The sequence below is a fragment of the Streptococcus australis genome, from assembly GCF_047463015.1.
Lineage (GTDB): Bacteria > Bacillota > Bacilli > Lactobacillales > Streptococcaceae > Streptococcus > Streptococcus australis_F.
In genome coordinates this window covers 147,939-164,678 of record NZ_JASHER010000004.1, presented here as the reverse complement: position 1 = coordinate 164,678, position 16,740 = coordinate 147,939, and the positions used below count along the sequence as shown (strand labels likewise).

Sequence of the window (16,740 nt, the reverse complement as noted above, 5' to 3'; positions counted from 1 at the left end):
TCTCCTTTTATCCCCTTAACCGACAGATCCTTCCATTTCATAGCTAATCAAGCGGTTGAGCTCAACTGCATATTCCATTGGAAGTTCTTTAGTGAAAGGCTCTACAAATCCCATGACGATCATTTCAGTCGCTTCTGATTCTGATAAACCACGGCTCATGAGGTAATAGAGTTGCTCTTCAGAAATCTTAGAAACCTTAGCTTCGTGCTCCAAAGCAACTTGCGAGTTATGGATTTCATTAAATGGAATGGTATCTGACGCAGATAAGTCATCCATGATAATGGTATCACACTCAATGTGACTGACAGATTTCGCTGAATCTTTATTAAAGGTCACTTGTCCACGGTAGTCAACCTTTCCTCCACCTTTCGCGATGGATTTTGAGACGATTGAAGAGCTGGTATGTGGAGCATTGTGGATCATCTTGGCACCTGTATCTTGGTGTTGCCCCGCATTTGCAAAGGCGATAGAAAGCATAGTCCCACGCGCACCTTCTCCATCCAGATAAACAGACGGGTATTTCATGGTCGTTTTAGCTCCGAGGTTTCCATCGATCCATTCAACTGTCGCATCTTTGGTTGCTTTGGCCCGTTTAGTTACCAAGTTATAGACATTGTCGGACCAGTTTTGGATGGTCGTGTAACGCATATAAGCACCATCCAAGGCAAAAATTTCGACAATGGCTGCGTGCAGGCTATTGCTTGAATAAGTCGGTGCTGTACATCCTTCTACATAGTGGACGCTAGCGCCTTCGTCAACAATAATCAAAGTCCGCTCGAACTGACCTGTATTTTCATTATTAATCCGGAAGTAGGTCTGCAACGGAACATCGACCTTTACACCCTTCGGTACATATATAAAGGTCCCACCTGACCAAACAGCTGAGTTGAGGGCTGCCAACTTATTATCCGTTGGAGGTACCAACTTAGCAAAGTATTGCTTAAACAAGTCTGGATATTCCTTCAAAGCCGAATCTGTGTCCGTAAAGATAATTCCGAGCTTTTGGAATTCTTCCTTCATATTATGGTAAACTACTTCAGACTCATACTGAGCAGCTGCTCCGGCCAGGTAAGCACGCTCTGCTTCTGGAATACCAATCCGTTCAAATGTTTCCTTAATTTTTTCAGGCACTTCATCCCAGCTACGTGCAGGTTTATCAGATGGTTTTTGATAATAAATCAAATCATCAAAATCAATATCTGACAAGTCCGCTCCCCAAGTTTGCATCGGCATTTTTTTAAATACTTCATAAGACTTCAAACGGAACTCCAGCATCCATTCTGGCTCATTTTTCGCAGCAGACAACTCACGAATAACCGATTCATTCAACCCTTTTCCTGTTGACAAGATTGGGTCTACATCATCGTGAAAGCCAAATTTATATTCACCAAGATCAATTGGTTTTGGTTCTACTCTTTCTTCTGTCATATCTTTCCTTTCATTTTCTTTTTAGTGCTCTTTACATGTGATTACTTTTTCTAGCCTGGACCATCAGCAGCCGAATGTTAATAGCACTTCTCACCAGAAGCTCGGTTAAAAAACAGACTTGAATCTTCATCACTTTTATTCATCATTAGGCTTGAGCATCGATTGCTTTTTTGAGAGCATTCCAAGCCAGGGTCGAGCACTTGATCCGTTGTGGAAATTTAGCAACCCCAGCTAAAAAGGCTGCATCTCCCAACTGGTCTTGACGGGCATCTTCTTTGCCTTGGACCATTTCTGAAAAAATAGTCGCCAACTCTAGCACTTCTTCCTTGGATTTTCCTAGGACAACGTCTGTCATCATACTAGCAGAAGCCGTCGAAATCGTACAACCTGAGTTGACAAAGGCAATGTCCTTGACTAGTCCTTCATCATCAAACTGAACAGACAAACTAATCACATCGCCACAGGTTGGATTGTTTAAGTTGATTTGTTCAACCCCTTCAATCTTTCCATGGTGGTGGGGATTTTTTGAATGGTCAGCTACTACAGCCATATAGAGGCTATCTAATTTAGAAAGTGCCATTGAAAAACTCCTTTGTTTTTATCAGCGCTTCTACAAGCTTATCACAGTCTTCCTTTGTATTGTAGAGATAAAAGCTAGCTCGAGCAGTCGCTGGAACCTCCAAATACTGGATCAAAGGTTGAGCACAATGGTGGCCTGCCCGAACGGCAACCCCTTCATAATCCAAGGCAGTCGCAAGATCATGAGGATGCAGATCCCCTAAGTTGAAGGAAATCACCCCAGAGCGTTTCGCTAAATCTTGGGAGCCATAGATTTTCAAGCCTTCAATTGCTTGAAGTTTGGGAAAGACGTAGGCAATCAAGTCTTGCTCGTGATGCTCAATTGCATCCATGCCAATGGCCTCCAAATAATCAATCGCCGCAGCTAAACCAATAGCGCCAGCCATATTTGGAGTCCCAGCTTCGAATTTCCAAGGGAGTTCCTTCCAGGTTGCGGATTGTTCATAGACAAAGTCAATCATTTCCCCACCAAATTCAACAGGTGACATTTGGTTGAGATAGTGCTCTTTTCCATACAAGACTCCAATTCCTGTCGGTCCAGCCATTTTATGCCCGGAAAAGACAAAGAAGTCTGCATCTAGTTTTTGCACATCAATTTTCATATGCGGGACTGATTGAGCCCCATCCACTACCATAATGGCTCCTTTTTCATGGGCCAATTGAGCGAGTTCCTGGATAGGATTGATCACCCCGAGAACGTTAGAAGCATGGGTAATGGAAACAAATTTGGTTCGATCTGTCAATTTTTCTCGGAAATCCTCTAGATCCAGACCACCGTCTTTCAAGTAGGCATAGACCAACTTCGCCCCTGTCTTCCGACAAGCTTCCTGCCAAGGAAGGATGTTGGAATGGTGTTCCATAATAGAGATGAGGACCTCATCCCCCTCTTCGAGGATTTCCTCTGCAAACCGCCCAATCCAGTTCAAGCCTGTCGTAGTCCCTCTCGTAAACAAGACCTCTTTGGTCGAGGAAGCGTTTATAAAACGACGGACCGTTTCTCTTGCTGCTTCATAGGATGCGGTCGCCCGTTCCGCCAAGGTATGAACCCCGCGGTGAACATTGGCGTTATCCTCTTGGTAATAGCGATTCACTGCCTCTAAGACAGCTTTTGGTTTTTGTGTCGTCGCTGCATTATCTAAATAGACAAGCGGCTCATCATTCACTATTTGATCTAAAATCGGGAAATCTTTCCGAATCTTTTCGACATCTATCATGTTTATCTCTTCAATAATTTATCTTCAATGGTTTGGATCATTTCTTCACGAACTTCTTTGACTGGAATCTCCACAATCACTGATCCAAGGAAACCACGAACCACTAGGCGTTCTGCAGTTGCCTGATCCAAGCCACGGCTCATGAGGTAGTACATGTCTTCTGGATCTACCTGACCGATAGAAGCTGCATGGCCTGCAGTCACATCATTTTCATCGATCAAAAGAATTGGGTTAGCATCGGAACGAGCTTGGTCAGAAAGCATCAATACACGGCTTTCTTGTTGGGCATCTGCCCCTTTTGCTCCCTTAATAATGTGGCCAATCCCGTTGAAGGTCAAGGTTGCCTTTTCAAGAATGACACCATGTTGGAGAATGTTCCCTACCGAATTGCAACCATAGTTGGTTACGCGGGTATCAATCCCTTGTACCTGACGACCACTAGATAGGGCTACGACCTTAAGGTCTGCATGGCTGCCGTTTCCTATCAAGTCACTATCAAAGTCAGCAACGACATTTCCTTCGTTCATGACACCGATCGCCCAGTCAATGCTAGTATCCTTGCCTAGTTTTCCACGGCGGCTAATGTAGGCAGTGACATTCTCACCAAGACGATCAATCGCAGCAAACTTCACTTGCGCACCCGAACGGGCAATGACTTCTACTGTGATATTAGCAGTTGCCTTAGCACTACCTTCTCCACGTGACTCTAACCGTTCAAGGTAACTAATCTTACTGTTCTTACCAGCGATAATCAAGATGTGCTTGTTAAATGGCACATCGCTATCACTATCCTGGTAGAAGACACCCTCGATTGGCTCCGCGATTTCTACATGATCTGGAATATAGAGAACAGCTCCACTATTGAAATAAGCTGTGTGGTAGGCTGCCAACTTGTCATCATCATATTTAACAGATGACATGAAAAATTCCTCTACGACCTCTGGAATTACTTCCAAGGCTGAGTGGAAGTCTGTAAAGATGACTCCCTGGTTGGCCAAGTCAACTGGAATCTGTTCAAATACTGTATGGGTTCCATGCTGAACCAATTTTAATTGATTGTCAATCGCAGTGAAGTCTGGCACAGCAGTGAGTGGCTCACTTTCTGTGATCGTTCCATCGCCAAGATTCCAACGATGAAATTTCACGCGTTCAATCACGGGTAGTTCTAAATCATCAATTTTATCAAAAGCCTTCTGGCGTAATTCCTGCAACCATTGGGGCTCTGCATGCATTTCTGAATAAAGTTTGATATTTTCTTTGGTCATTTACTCCTCCTCAAAGATCCTGTTCAGTTTTGGACACAAGATTAGAGTTCTTCTTTGTAGTCGTAACCTAACTCTTCTGCTAATTTCGCGTATCCTTCACGCTCCAAACGCACAGCAAGTTCAGGACCACCTGAAAGGACGACACGACCTTCCATCATCACGTGAACCACATCAGGAGTAATGTAGTTTAAAAGACGTTGGTAGTGGGTAATGATCATGGCACCAAAACCTTCGCCACGCATTTCATTGACCCCTTTTGAAACCACTTTAAGGGCATCGATATCCAAACCAGAGTCAATCTCATCAAGTAGAGCAAACTTCGGTTCCAACATCAACAATTGCAGAATTTCATTGCGTTTCTTCTCACCACCTGAGAAACCTTCGTTCAAATAGCGTTCTGCCATTTCTTCCTTCATATTGAGGAGTTCCATTTTCTGGTCCAATTTTGTGATGAAATCACGAACAGAAATCTTTTCGTCCTCTTCTTTGCCTGCATTCATGGCTGCACGAAGGAATTCAGCATTGGTAATTCCTGGAATTTCTGATGGGTATTGCATAGCCAAGAAGAGCCCCATACGAGCACGCTCATCCACTTCCAACTCAAGGATATTTACTCCATCAAATAGAATTTCACCCTTGGTCACTTCATAGTTCGGATTCCCCATGATGGCTGCAGATAGGGTTGATTTCCCTGTCCCGTTAGGTCCCATGATGGCTGCAATTTCCCCTGTTTTAAGGGTCAAGTTCACGCCTTTTAAAATTTCCTTGCCTTCAATTTCTACATGAAGATCTTTAATCTCTAATACTGACATTTGTATTCCTTTCTGCTATAGAGTTTTGTCTTATCTAGTATAACAAAAAAAAGCCTAAAAGGCTTTTCTCATGTTTAGAATCGTTCTTATTTAGTCTTGTTTTTTCTATTTTGTCGAACTTCCTCTCGATAGGCAGAATTCCCTATATAGCGTAAGCAATTGAGGAGCGGACTATGGTGAGGACCTAGGACTCCAATCAATTCTGCTAAGAGCTCCACCCCTAATACCAAACCGATGACAAGCAGAACCCCGCCAATACGAGTAGAGATATTCAACAAAAGAGAGATCATAGCAAAAATCATCGAAATCCCATAGATAACCAAAACGGTTCCGCGATGCGTTAAGCCCAAAGAAAGTAGGCGATGGTGCAAGTGATTCCGATCTGGCGCATAAAACTTCTGACCAGAGAGAGTCCGACGGACAATTGCTAAAAAGGTGTCCGTAATTGGAACTCCCAAGATAATCATCGGCGTAACAACCGCAACAGCTGTCGCATTCTTCAGACCTTGCAAGGACAAAACAGCGATCATAAAACCAATGAAGAGGGCTCCCGTATCCCCTAAATACAGAATCGCTGGATGATAATTAAAGGGGAAGAAACCAGCAATGGCCATGACTAAGACAAAAATCGTCATGGTCAAGAAGAGATTGGGAACTGGGAGAAAGAAATGAGAAACAATCCCCATCGTCACCAAGGAAATAATCGAAACCCCACTGACCAGTCCATCTAAACCATCAATTAGATTGACAGCATTGGTAATCGAAATGATCCAAATGACTGTTAAAATATAGGACAACCAGGGATCAAAATGAAGAAATGGCCCACCGAAAGGGATCTTAAAATCATCCAAGCGAAAATCTGTAAAGAACCAAATCACACTAGCCCCTAGGAAAATCCCCAGCATCTTTAACCGCGGTGATAATTCTTTTATATCATCAACTAAACCAGTCAGGCCAATGATCCATCCTCCAACAACAACTGGTAAAGTATAGGTCAGATAAGATGTCTTAGCTACATAGCCTTTGGTAATCATCGGTAGCAATACCACGGTTGCAATGGTAAAAGCAAGAAGAATGGCTAAACCACCAGCGCTAGGCATGGGTTTCTTATTGATTCGGCGCGCATTTGGATAGTCTACGGCATCTATTTTAAACGCTAATAGCCTCACAAAGGGAGTTAGAATCAAACTGATTAAGAAAGTTGCAATCAGGACCAGGATAAATTGTAATGGAAAAGTAATCATACCAAATTAACCTTTTGAAGTTCGTGAATAGCATCTGAAACGAGCAAGAGATGACCATGTTCCTGGAGGACAGCTCTAGTAGTATCTGTGTCTTCTGCATATTCACGCATGGTTGCCAAGAGCCAACCTGGATAATCTTGCGGGCACCCTTCCAAATCAATCAAGACGGTTAAATAGTAAACCCCGTCCATTTTATAAAGTTCCGAAGTCTCAACCTCATAATGAACTGTTTTTGTAAACCAAATCACTTCTTCTAACTGAGAAAACTGGAGGATATAATAAATATACCGTGTATCTACTGGATGATTCGGTGTATCTTCTTCTGAAAGCTGGTTTTCATCAGCCAATTCCTCAGCTTCTAAATGACGGATAGCATCACCGTCTCCCTTACTCTTTTCAGAGATGGTCTTTTCCAAGGTCTTGATAAATTCGTCCGGAGACATTTGCGACAATTCTTCCATGTCCGGCAAGTCGGAAAAATCATCAAAATTTAGATGTTGATCAATTTTTGATTTGGTCACAAAAACATCGAGCTTATCTGGCTTAGGAGTCACTCGGAAACTCAACATGCCACTGTCTAAGAAGCTTTCTGGCATTTCCAATTCATCTAAGATGGTATAGAAAAATTCTTCTGTTTTTTCTTGAGGCACCAAAAAATCGGCCATTTCCATGCCTCGTTCTTCTAAATCCTCTAATTGAATCGTGATTTTAATGGTTGAATCACTGATTTGCTTCATTTTCATGACTGCACCTCATACTGTTAGTCTTTCTATTATACTAAAAAGGGACATATATTTCAAAACATGACCCCCATCTCAGATATGAAAAAACCTTAAACAAAAGAGTACTTCCTCTCCCCTCAAACATAGCCATTTGAAGAGAAAGAAGAAGCACTCCTATCTCATGATTAGATAAAGATTTTAATCACTGCGTAGACCAGCAAAATCGCTCCCAGAACAATCCGATATTTTCCAAAAACGGTAAAGTCATGAGTTTTGACATAATCTGTCAAGAAGCGAATCGCTACCATACTGACACCGAAGGCAACCGCCATAGCAACTAAAAGGATTGTCCCTTGGCTGAAGCTTAAAGCATTTCCTCCCAAGACAAACTTAGCGACCTTTAATAGACTAGCCCCAAACATGGCAGGAATCCCCAGATAAAAGGTAAATTCTGTCACAACTGAGCGACTAACTCCATTGACCAAACCACCTACAATTGTTGCACCTGACCGACTGGTTCCTGGGAAAAGTGACAAGACTTGGAACAAACCAATATAGAGAGCTGTCTTATAAGGCAACTTGTGTAATTCCGTCACTTCTGGCTCTACTTGTTCCCGTTTTTCAAGGTAAATAAAGGCCCACCCATAGGTGATCAGCATGATGGCTACAGAAAAAGAGTTATGAAAATGAGCTTCAAACCAATCATCCAATTTAAAGACAAAGAGCAAGGGTAGAGTCGCCACAGCAACCTTGGCCCACAATTGCCAAGTCCGTCTCACCTCTTTTTTCGATTTCCCAGGCTTAAATGGATAAAGCTTGTCGAAATAAATCACGACGACAGCCATAATGGCACCAAGCTGAATAACGACATTAAACATCTCCATAAAGGCAGGATTTTGATCCTTAAACTGGATAAAGTCTTGAATCAAAATCAAATGACCTGTACTTGAGATTGGAAGCCACTCAGTGACTCCTTCAACGATTCCAAAAAGAATCGCTTTTATCAGTTCAATGATAAACATCTTCTTCTCCTAAACTTACATTTGCTATATTATAACACATTTCTAGCTATAGAACCAGATGCGTTTGCAAGGGGGCGAAGACTAAAAAAGTGAGGTAGATTCCACCTCACTTCTATAAAATTGTAACTACAACTGTGGTTAGCTAGCACTTGTGCGACTCTAAAAAGCACCGAAGCCACCGCCACCACCGCCACCAGAGAATCCACCACCAGAACTACCGCCCGAAGATACTGTAAAATGACTAGCGGTTGTCGCGGTCGTTCCATAAGTAGACAAGAGATGACTGGAATGGATCAGATTACTACGAAATGGAGTGTAGACATAGGCATCCATACTTGGGTTATCCAAGTGGATTTGACGAAGCTTCATCACTTTACTTACTTGATCTGCAAAACCAAACAGAGTAGCATAGACTAATAAGCGGTTCCATAAAACCAGTGATTGAACTTCTGCTTCTTCCAAATGAGCGATATCCCGCAACATATTACGGAAGCTATCCCAGTAATAGCGCTGCTCTGCACCGATGTCCGTTGGGACTCCATCCCGTCGATAGAGGCTAAACTTTCCTTGGAAGGATGCCGGAAGAATCCACATTACCAACACATAGATCACACAAAAGATAGAGAGCCAATTCAAGATGAAATAAGAAATTAGACCGGCTACCAAAGCAATGCTCCACGCAGCCCATCCAAAGAAGAGACACATACGGCCTGCACGTTCCTCCCCTATCTCTAAAGGACGGTAGTAAGGAGAAAGAGCAAAGGTTTGGATCTTTTGTTGAACTGCCTGAGCAACACGAGAAATCGCTGCATCAATTCGATCTTGCGCTTGTTTTCCTCGCTTGCGAATGGCATCTTGCTTTTTCTCAGAGGCATATTTATAGAGAGAATCCGAAATTTCATAATCTGAAAACAAGTCATCTGTTCTACAATATTTTTGAGAACCGAAAGCAAGTCTAAGAAACTCGTGCTCAAATTCATCCAATGTATCTTCATTTTGAATCGTTAAAACTGTATGAGTGTCGTATTGCTCACAGATGATATTTTTTCGATCAATCAAATCAAGTAAGGTTGCTTGCACCAACTGATCAAATTTAAAGGCGCCCCGAGCGTGTTTTTTGGTTGGAGAAATCTCATCTAGCTCTGTAGAGTATACAATCGAGGCCATTAGTAGAGGCGCAACGTCATTTGGAATCTCATACAAGCGGCTATTTTTCGGAAAGACCCCGGTAGAAGTAACAGCTTGCATGAATCGATGACGATAATAAATAGCGAGAAGAAGGAAGAACAGAATAAGGATTGGGAGTAGGACCTTCATAAATAGGCGAATCCAGGTCCGTTTTTGAACAATTCCTGCTTCCGTCCGATGATAGTTGGACTCCTCCATCAAGCCTGTATCTCTATCTGATTCCCCAAAGGAAGCTATATCCGATTTCCGCCAGTAAGCATAAATCTCAACACCTTCTTTTCGTTTCAGATTCTCTAGAGTAGCCTTATAGTTTGCTTCTTCTTTCTGAACAGTTGGCTCAGCCCCCATATATGCCGTATGGATATTCAGTTCCGATTTCGAGGCGGCTGTAGCAAATTTCGGGATAACCTGTAACTCTACTTTTTTGACCTCTTGATCCCCATCACTAATCGGCTTCCAGTTCAATAATAGGATATCTTGGTGAACATAGAGCAGGTTTTTTAAGCGCCAGGTAACCTTTATCTTGACAGTATCCCCTGCACTTCCGCCGTTATAAATCTTTACCTGATAACCATCGCCTAAATTTTGAACTTCTGGTTCTTGCGACAAGGTTCTACCTTCCACTTCCACCAAAGGAGGAATTACTATTTCAAAACCTTGAGGCATTTTACCTGCACTTCCCAAGGTGACATATTGACCATTATAGGAAGTTGTAAAATGATAGACCAATTCTTCCTCATAAGTAGCATCATCCCAAGTTTCCAAGGTAAGAGTCCCCCGATAAGACTGAACCTCATAGGAAGGACCATCCGCTTTTACAAAACCTGTTACAAATAGACAGGCCATCACTGCAAATAGAACATACAGAATTTTTTTCATTTTCCTATACTCCTTTGGTTTATTATAGCATTTTTTCATGAAAAGGCTATCAGGTTTGAAAAGTAGACCAATTTCCTGTACAATAAGATGATACTATTTATAAAGGAAGAGGAGACTACATGAAAAAAACAATTTATGCTCTCTTTACCGGACTACTTTTGTGTCTGGGAATGAGCCATATTGTCCAAGCAGATGAGTATCTCCGGATTGGAATGGAGGCTGCGTATGCTCCTTTCAACTGGACTCAAGAAGATGACTCAAATGGAGCCGTTAAGATTGATGGCACCAACCAATATGCCAACGGATACGATGTTCAAATCGCCAAAAAAGTTGCTGAGGGACTAGGTAAAAAACCTCTAATTGTAAAAACATCTTGGAACGGTTTAATCCCTGCCCTCACTTCTGGGAAAATCGATATGATTATCGCTGGGATGAGTCCTACTGCTGAGCGTAAGAAAGAAGTCGCTTTCTCTAATAGCTACTATACCAGTGAGCCGGTCATGCTGGTGCGTAAAGACGGAAACTATGCAAATGCCACTAGTCTAGATGACTTTAAGGATGCAAAGGTCACCTCTCAACAAGGGGTCTACCTCTACTCTCTCATCTCCCAACTCAAGGGTGCAAAACAAGAAACTGCAATGGGAGACTTTGCTCAAATGCGTCAAGCTTTAGAATCCGGCGTTATCGATGCCTATGTTTCTGAGCGTCCAGAAGCCTTGACAGCTGAATCCGCTAATTCAAAATTTAAGATGATCCAATTCAAAAAAGGCTTTGAAGTTGGGGAGGAAGATGCAACCATCGCTATCGGGATGAAGAAGGGTGACACTAGAATTGACCAAGTCAACGCGGCACTCGCTAAGATTTCGTCTGAAGACCAAGTCAAACTCATGGATGATATGATCAAGAAGCAACCCGCTTCCAGTGATGCTAGCGATGATGAGCAGACTTTCTTCAGCCAAATGATGAAAATTTTGAAAGATAATGGCCCTCAGTTCTTACGTGGAACTGGTATGACCCTCCTCATCTCCATGACAGGGACCATTGCTGGTTTGATCATCGGTTTGTTAATCGGTGTCTTCCGGACTGCTCCTACGTCTAAAAACAAGGCCCTCGCCGCCTTGCAAAAATTCTTTGGTTGGTTCCTCAATGTCTACATTGAAATCTTCCGCGGAACTCCGATGATTGTTCAATCCATGGTTATTTTCTACGGTTCAGCCCAAGCCTTTAACATTTCCCTGGATCGTACCTGGGCCGCCATCTTTATTGTTTCGATCAATACAGGGGCTTATATGAGTGAGATTGTTCGGGGAGGAATCTTAGCAGTAGATACTGGCCAATTTGAAGCAGCTACCGCTCTGGGGATGACCCATGGACAAACCATGCGTAAGGTCGTTCTTCCTCAGGTCGTTCGGAATATCTTGCCAGCAACAGGTAATGAATTTGTCATCAACATCAAGGATACATCGGTCTTGAATGTTATCTCTGTGGTTGAACTCTACTTTACAGGAAATACGGTCGCAACTCAAAACTACCAATACTTCCCAACCTTTACTATTATTGCGGTTATTTACTTTATCCTGACTTTCACTATCACCCGTATCCTTCGTTATATCGAACGTCGCTTAGATTCTGATACCTATACAACTGGTGCCAATCAAATGCAAGTCAAAGAGGTGAAATAATGGCAGAAAAAATACTTGAAATCAAACACTTAAAAAAATCCTACGGTCAAAACGAAGTTTTGAAGGACATCTCTCTTTCTGTTGAGAAAGGCGAAGTGATCTCCATCATCGGGAGCTCTGGTAGCGGGAAATCTACCTTCCTTCGCTCCATTAATCTCTTAGAAATGCCGACTGATGGGGAAATCCTCTACCGGGGGCAAAACGTTCTCGATCCAGATTACGATCTCACCCACTATCGGGAAAAATTGGGCATGGTTTTCCAAAGCTTCAACCTCTTTGAAAACTTAAATGTCTTAGAAAACACCATTGTCGCTCAAACAACTGTCCTAAAACGGGACCGAGAAACGGCAGAAAAGATTGCTAAAGCGAATTTGGAGAAAGTTGGCATGGGAGAACCTTATTGGGCTGCTCGTCCAAAACAACTTTCAGGAGGGCAAAAACAACGGGTCGCTATTGCTCGTGCTCTCTCTATGGATCCAGATGCCATTTTGTTTGATGAGCCAACCTCTGCTCTGGACCCTGAAATGGTCGGAGAAGTTCTTAAAATTATGCAAGACTTAGCCAAAGAAGGCTTAACCATGATCGTGGTCACCCATGAAATGGAATTTGCACGAGATGTGTCAAGTCGTGTTATCTTTATGGACAAGGGGGTCATCGCTGAACAAGGTGATCCGAAAGAAATCTTTACCAATCCAAAAGAAGAACGGACCAAAGAATTCTTACAACGTTTCTTAAACTAAAACAAACTCCCTCACTGGAAATCCTTCCGATGAGGGAGTTTTTAAATACCATCAATTGAAAGCACGATTCCACACATAAACTTGTTGAAATCCTTTGATAGATATGAAGTAAGCTAGTGATACTTTCCTACGATATCCTGATTTATACTATATAAAAAGAAGGGAAGCTTTTTCCCTTCTTTTTTATATCTAAGTTTAATTTTCGAATTTTTGATGATTCTTATCATAAAAATCGATCAAGCCAAGCGCAGTTTCAAACGAAATGTTTTTCACTTTTGCACGACCTTGCGCAAGTGCAATGATAGACATTTCACGGGCGTTCGTTTCTTTACTGATACGATAGCCAGTGATCTTTTTATCACGTACCCAACCAACAACTGATTCCACTTTTTCGAAGTTCGATTTAGCCATGATTCTTCTCCTATATTATTATTTCCAATACTAATATAAAATTTTTTGCATATTTTGTCAACCATAATAGCTGAAAATACGAACAATTTTAAAAAAGTCAGATATTTTGTTATTTAGCTTTTAAAGCTGAGAGGATTTGGGTGCGAATATTCTCTACGCCATCCGGATTTGCTGGTAAGAAGAGGGTATTGGTACCTTGTTTTTCTGCAAAGTTATTCAAAGTATCCAAATATTGGTTGGTCAAAAGAATCGACATAATCTGTTCTTCTGTCAAATTCACATTGGTGTCTTTCAATTCCTTGATAGAATCTGCCAAACCATCTACAATAGCCTTCCGTTGCTCTGCAATCCCGACCCCGTGAAGGCGATCTTTTTCAGCTTCCGCTTCGGCTGCAGTAACAATCTTAATCTTGTCCGCTTCAGCCAATTCTTGGGCAGCCACACGTTTCCGTTGAGCAGCGTTGATTTCATTCATTGACTGCTTCACTTCAGCATCTGGTTCAACCTTGGTAATCAAGGTTTTTACAATGATATACCCGTAGGTTGACATTTCTTCAGCTACTTGTTTTTGAACCTCAAGGGCGATTTCATCCTTTTTCTCAAACAATTCATCCAAGGTCAACTTTGGAACAGATGAGCGCAAAGCATCTTCGATGTAAGATTTGATCTGAGCTTCTGGGCGCATCAATTTGTAGTAAGCATCCGTTACATTGTTTTCATTTACACGGTATTGTGTCGCGACATTCATGGTAACGAATACGTTATCTTGTGTCTTCGTTTCAACCACAATCTCGCTTTGCAAGAGACGCAATTGCACACGCGCAGCAATTTTATCGATTCCAAATGGTGCACGGACATGAATCCCACTGTTGCTGATTTTTTGGTAGCGTCCAAAACGCTCAATAATCGCAACAGATTGTTGTTTCACCACATAGAGTGAGCTAATGAATACAGTAGCTCCAACTACTAGAATAGCCAATAGAAAAATCCAAATCATTTCCTGATTCTCCTTTTTATTTTATTACTTTTTTAAGTGACTCTTTGTTAAAGAAGCCATCATACCAACATGTTATAGAGGGTTTCATTTCCATTTAGGTTAATGAAAGAAGGGTCAAATTGTTCAATCCGATTGATCAGACCTGCATAGTCATGCTTATCTGCCAAAGCAACCCCAATCAAGACTGGGCCAGTCCCCTTACTTGCTCGTTTGATGTACTCAAACCGCGTGATATCGTCATTTGGTCCTAAGATATCATTTACAAATTCTCGAAGAGCTCCTGGACGTTGCGGGAAGTTGACGATGAAGTAGTGTTTGATCCCATCATAGATCAAAGCTCGCTCTTCCATCTCTGGCATCCGGTTAATATCATTGTTCCCCCCAGAAATCACACAGCAAATGGTCTTCCCTTTGATATACTCTCTCAACACTTCTAAGGCTGCAACACTGGCAGCTCCAGCTGGTTCTGCAACCAAGCCTTGCTTAGAATAAAGATCAATCAAGGTCTCAGAGATCAAGCCCTCGTTGACGCCAATCAAGGTCTCAACATTTTTTTTCGTTGCTTCATAAGTTAACTGGCCTACCTTTTGAACAGCAATCCCATCCGCAAACTTATCGATTTGTTTGAGTTTTACTGGGCCTCCAGCTTCAAAGGCTGCCTTCATCGACCGAGCACCATCTGCTTCGATCCCAATAACCTCGATTCCCGGCGCTTGTTCCTTGATATAGGTGGATACTCCGGCGATGAGGCCTCCCCCACCAACTGGTACTAACACCGCATCGAAGTCGATGGACTCTTTCTTAGCTTCCTCTAGAATTTCGTAGGCTACAGTTCCTTGACCCGCTTGGACATTGGCATCATCAAATGGATCAATGAAGGTACAGTTTTTAAGCTCGGTATATTCCTGCGCCGCCTTAGAAGAAGCATCAAAAGTATCTCCTACTAATTTAATGGTCACATACTCTCCACCAAAGAAACGAACTTGGCTAATCTTTTGCTGAGGTGTCGTAATCGGCATAAAGATGGTCGCTGGGATTTTCATTTCCCGGCAGGTGTAGGCAACTCCTTGAGCATGATTGCCCGCCGAGGCACAGACTACTCCTCGCTCTCTCTCTTTCGCATGTAACTGAGAAATCGCGTAGTAGGCTCCACGAATCTTAAAGGAACGAACCCGTTGCGCATTTTCCTTCTTCAAATAGATTTTTGCTCCATACTTTTCGGATAAATAATGATCATAATCTAAGGGAGTATCAACAACCACACCCTTTAAGACCTTGTGGGCTTTTATGATATCTTTCGATGTTATCATGGTCTTCCTCTTCTTCTCCTTATTTCATCTAATTATATCAAAAGACTGCAAAAATTTCAGCGTGTTTTCCAAATTTTCAGAAAAATCACCCAAAATGTTCGATATGGCACGTCTCTTCATACAGACTCTGCTAAATGGTTGAAAATACCTTCCAATCCATCTCTGCTATTGATGAAAAAGAAGTTGGGATTTCTCCCAACTTCACCATCACCTCATTAGTTATAGATTTTAAAGGCGTCGTCGTCATTTTTTCCAACGAATGGCATTGCTTTACGCAATTCAGCACCAACTTTTTCGATTTCAAGGTTAGCCGCTTGTTCACGGTAAGCAGTCAATTTTGGACGACCAGCTTTGTAGTCGTTCACAAAGTCGTTGGCGAATGTACCATTTTGGATATCCGCAAGAACGGCTTTCATGTTTTCTTTCACTTGTTCAGTGATCACACGTGGACCTGACACGTAGTCACCGTATTCAGCAGTGTTAGAGATTGATTGACGCATTTTCTTGAATCCACCTTCGTAGATCAAGTCAACGATGAGTTTCATTTCGTGAAGTACTTCAAAGTAAGCCAATTCTGGAGCGTATCCAGCTTCCGTCAAGACTTCAAAACCTGCTTCGATAAGGGCAGTCAAACCCCCACAGAGAACGGCTTGTTCACCAAACAAATCTTCTTCAGTTTCTTCTTTATAAGTTGTTTCCAAAAGACCAACGCGTGCTGAACCAACACCTTTACACCAGTCCATGGCGATATCTTTAGCATTTCCTGTAGCATCTTGGTAGACAGCGTAAAGTGCAGGAACACCAAATCCTTCTTCATACGTACGGCGTACCAAGTGACCAGGTCCTTTAGGCGCACACATGAAGACATCAACATCTGCAGGAACTTTGATGAATTCGAAGTGGATGTTGAAACCATGTGCAAATCCAACAGCATTACCAGCTTCCAAGTTTGGAGCAATTTCTGCTTCGTACAATTCTTGTTGGATTTCGTCTGGAGCCAAGATCATGATAACGTCAGCCAATTTAGTTGCTTCTGCTACTGTGTAAGTATCAAAACCATCTTCTTTTGCTTTGTCAAAAGATTTACCTGGACGTACACCGATGATCACATCATGACCTGAGTCACGCAAGTTTTGTGCGTGGGCATGACCCTGTGATCCATAACCGATAACGGCGATTTTTTTACCGTCAAGTGCTGCTACTTTTACATCTTTTTCGTATTCCATTTGAACTGCCATAGTTTTTTC

The 16,740-nt window shown here is 42.2% G+C and carries 15 protein-coding genes; 2 read left to right on the top strand and 13 right to left on the bottom strand.

Annotation, left to right across the window (positions count from 1 at the left end):
- Positions 1-15: 15 nt before the first annotated feature.
- The 9 genes from sufB to QM873_RS05535 form a co-directional block, all read right to left on the bottom strand.
- Positions 16-1,428, bottom strand: a complete 1,413-nt coding sequence (gene sufB / locus QM873_RS05575; protein ID WP_129822743.1) for a Fe-S cluster assembly protein SufB — start codon at positions 1,426-1,428, stop codon at positions 16-18.
- 145 nt (positions 1,429-1,573) lie between these two features.
- Positions 1,574-2,008 (bottom strand): Fe-S cluster assembly sulfur transfer protein SufU, encoded by a 435-nt coding sequence (gene sufU, locus QM873_RS05570; RefSeq protein ID WP_125335834.1) that lies wholly within the window; start codon positions 2,006-2,008, stop codon positions 1,574-1,576.
- Positions 1,995-3,221 (bottom strand): cysteine desulfurase, encoded by a 1,227-nt coding sequence (locus QM873_RS05565; protein ID WP_048692027.1) that lies wholly within the window; start codon positions 3,219-3,221, stop codon positions 1,995-1,997. Before QM873_RS05565 ends, sufU begins: the two co-directional genes overlap by 14 nt.
- A gap of 2 nt (positions 3,222-3,223) precedes the next feature.
- Positions 3,224-4,486 (bottom strand): Fe-S cluster assembly protein SufD, encoded by a 1,263-nt coding sequence (sufD, locus tag QM873_RS05560; RefSeq protein WP_343094296.1) that lies wholly within the window; start codon positions 4,484-4,486, stop codon positions 3,224-3,226.
- 41 nt (positions 4,487-4,527) lie between these two features.
- Positions 4,528-5,298: a Fe-S cluster assembly ATPase SufC gene (gene sufC / locus QM873_RS05555; protein ID WP_048692034.1), complete on the bottom strand. Its 771-nt coding sequence runs from the start codon at positions 5,296-5,298 to the stop codon at positions 4,528-4,530.
- 86 nt (positions 5,299-5,384) lie between these two features.
- On the bottom strand, positions 5,385-6,542 hold the full coding sequence (locus tag QM873_RS05550; protein WP_129822740.1) for a glycosyltransferase family 4 protein: 1,158 nt from the start codon (positions 6,540-6,542) through the stop codon (positions 5,385-5,387).
- Entirely contained in the window at positions 6,539-7,285 is a 747-nt protein-coding gene (gene mecA, locus QM873_RS05545) for an adaptor protein MecA (RefSeq protein ID WP_129822739.1), read from the bottom strand. The genes QM873_RS05550 and mecA overlap by 4 nt, the downstream gene beginning before the upstream one ends.
- A 164-nt stretch (positions 7,286-7,449) precedes the next feature.
- Positions 7,450-8,286, bottom strand: coding sequence for an undecaprenyl-diphosphate phosphatase (locus tag QM873_RS05540; RefSeq protein WP_023022205.1), 837 nt, complete (start codon positions 8,284-8,286; stop codon positions 7,450-7,452).
- A gap of 159 nt (positions 8,287-8,445) precedes the next feature.
- Positions 8,446-10,353, bottom strand: coding sequence for a DUF2207 domain-containing protein (locus QM873_RS05535; RefSeq protein ID WP_343094295.1), 1,908 nt, complete (start codon positions 10,351-10,353; stop codon positions 8,446-8,448).
- A 119-nt stretch (positions 10,354-10,472) separates the two neighbouring features.
- Here QM873_RS05535 and QM873_RS05530 point away from each other — a divergent pair, with 119 nt between their 5' ends.
- Positions 10,473-12,035: an ABC transporter substrate-binding protein/permease gene (locus QM873_RS05530; RefSeq protein ID WP_343094294.1), complete on the top strand. Its 1,563-nt coding sequence runs from the start codon at positions 10,473-10,475 to the stop codon at positions 12,033-12,035.
- On the top strand, positions 12,035-12,775 hold the full coding sequence (locus QM873_RS05525; protein WP_343094293.1) for an amino acid ABC transporter ATP-binding protein: 741 nt from the start codon (positions 12,035-12,037) through the stop codon (positions 12,773-12,775). Before QM873_RS05530 ends, QM873_RS05525 begins: the two co-directional genes overlap by 1 nt.
- Positions 12,776-12,970: 195 nt before the next feature.
- Here QM873_RS05525 and QM873_RS05520 read toward each other — a convergent pair whose 3' ends face one another.
- From QM873_RS05520 to ilvC, 4 genes are all read right to left on the bottom strand, one after another.
- Positions 12,971-13,186 (bottom strand): capsule biosynthesis transcriptional regulator, encoded by a 216-nt coding sequence (locus QM873_RS05520; protein ID WP_006594972.1) that lies wholly within the window; start codon positions 13,184-13,186, stop codon positions 12,971-12,973.
- A 109-nt stretch (positions 13,187-13,295) separates the two neighbouring features.
- On the bottom strand, positions 13,296-14,183 hold the full coding sequence (locus QM873_RS05515) for an SPFH domain-containing protein (protein ID WP_023022202.1): 888 nt from the start codon (positions 14,181-14,183) through the stop codon (positions 13,296-13,298).
- Between the two features lie 59 nt (positions 14,184-14,242).
- Positions 14,243-15,493 (bottom strand): threonine ammonia-lyase IlvA, encoded by a 1,251-nt coding sequence (ilvA, locus tag QM873_RS05510; RefSeq protein ID WP_414278962.1) that lies wholly within the window; start codon positions 15,491-15,493, stop codon positions 14,243-14,245.
- 215 nt (positions 15,494-15,708) lie between these two features.
- Positions 15,709-16,731: a ketol-acid reductoisomerase gene (ilvC, locus tag QM873_RS05505; protein ID WP_223356143.1), complete on the bottom strand. Its 1,023-nt coding sequence runs from the start codon at positions 16,729-16,731 to the stop codon at positions 15,709-15,711.
- Positions 16,732-16,740: the final 9 nt, after the last annotated feature.

Bases quoted from the DNA above. Each gene is read 5' to 3' on its own strand.
- sufC (WP_048692034.1), bottom strand. From the start codon at position 5,298: ATGTCAGTATTAGAGATTAAAGATCTTCATGTAGAAATTGAAGGCAAG.
- QM873_RS05530 (WP_343094294.1), top strand. From the start codon at position 10,473: ATGAAAAAAACAATTTATGCTCTCTTTACCGGACTACTTTTGTGTCTG.
- QM873_RS05525 (WP_343094293.1), top strand. From the start codon at position 12,035: ATGGCAGAAAAAATACTTGAAATCAAACACTTAAAAAAATCCTACGGT.
- QM873_RS05540 (WP_023022205.1), bottom strand. From the start codon at position 8,286: ATGTTTATCATTGAACTGATAAAAGCGATTCTTTTTGGAATCGTTGAA.
- ilvA (WP_414278962.1), bottom strand. From the start codon at position 15,493: ATGATAACATCGAAAGATATCATAAAAGCCCACAAGGTCTTAAAGGGT.
- QM873_RS05515 (WP_023022202.1), bottom strand. From the start codon at position 14,183: ATGATTTGGATTTTTCTATTGGCTATTCTAGTAGTTGGAGCTACTGTA.
- sufD (WP_343094296.1), bottom strand. From the start codon at position 4,486: ATGACCAAAGAAAATATCAAACTTTATTCAGAAATGCATGCAGAGCCC.
- mecA (WP_129822739.1), bottom strand. From the start codon at position 7,285: ATGAAAATGAAGCAAATCAGTGATTCAACCATTAAAATCACGATTCAA.
- QM873_RS05520 (WP_006594972.1), bottom strand. From the start codon at position 13,186: ATGGCTAAATCGAACTTCGAAAAAGTGGAATCAGTTGTTGGTTGGGTA.
- sufB (WP_129822743.1), bottom strand. From the start codon at position 1,428: ATGACAGAAGAAAGAGTAGAACCAAAACCAATTGATCTTGGTGAATAT.
- QM873_RS05535 (WP_343094295.1), bottom strand. From the start codon at position 10,353: ATGAAAAAAATTCTGTATGTTCTATTTGCAGTGATGGCCTGTCTATTT.
- sufU (WP_125335834.1), bottom strand. From the start codon at position 2,008: ATGGCACTTTCTAAATTAGATAGCCTCTATATGGCTGTAGTAGCTGAC.
- QM873_RS05565 (WP_048692027.1), bottom strand. From the start codon at position 3,221: ATGATAGATGTCGAAAAGATTCGGAAAGATTTCCCGATTTTAGATCAA.
- QM873_RS05550 (WP_129822740.1), bottom strand. From the start codon at position 6,542: ATGATTACTTTTCCATTACAATTTATCCTGGTCCTGATTGCAACTTTC.
- ilvC (WP_223356143.1), bottom strand. From the start codon at position 16,731: ATGGCAGTTCAAATGGAATACGAAAAAGATGTAAAAGTAGCAGCACTT.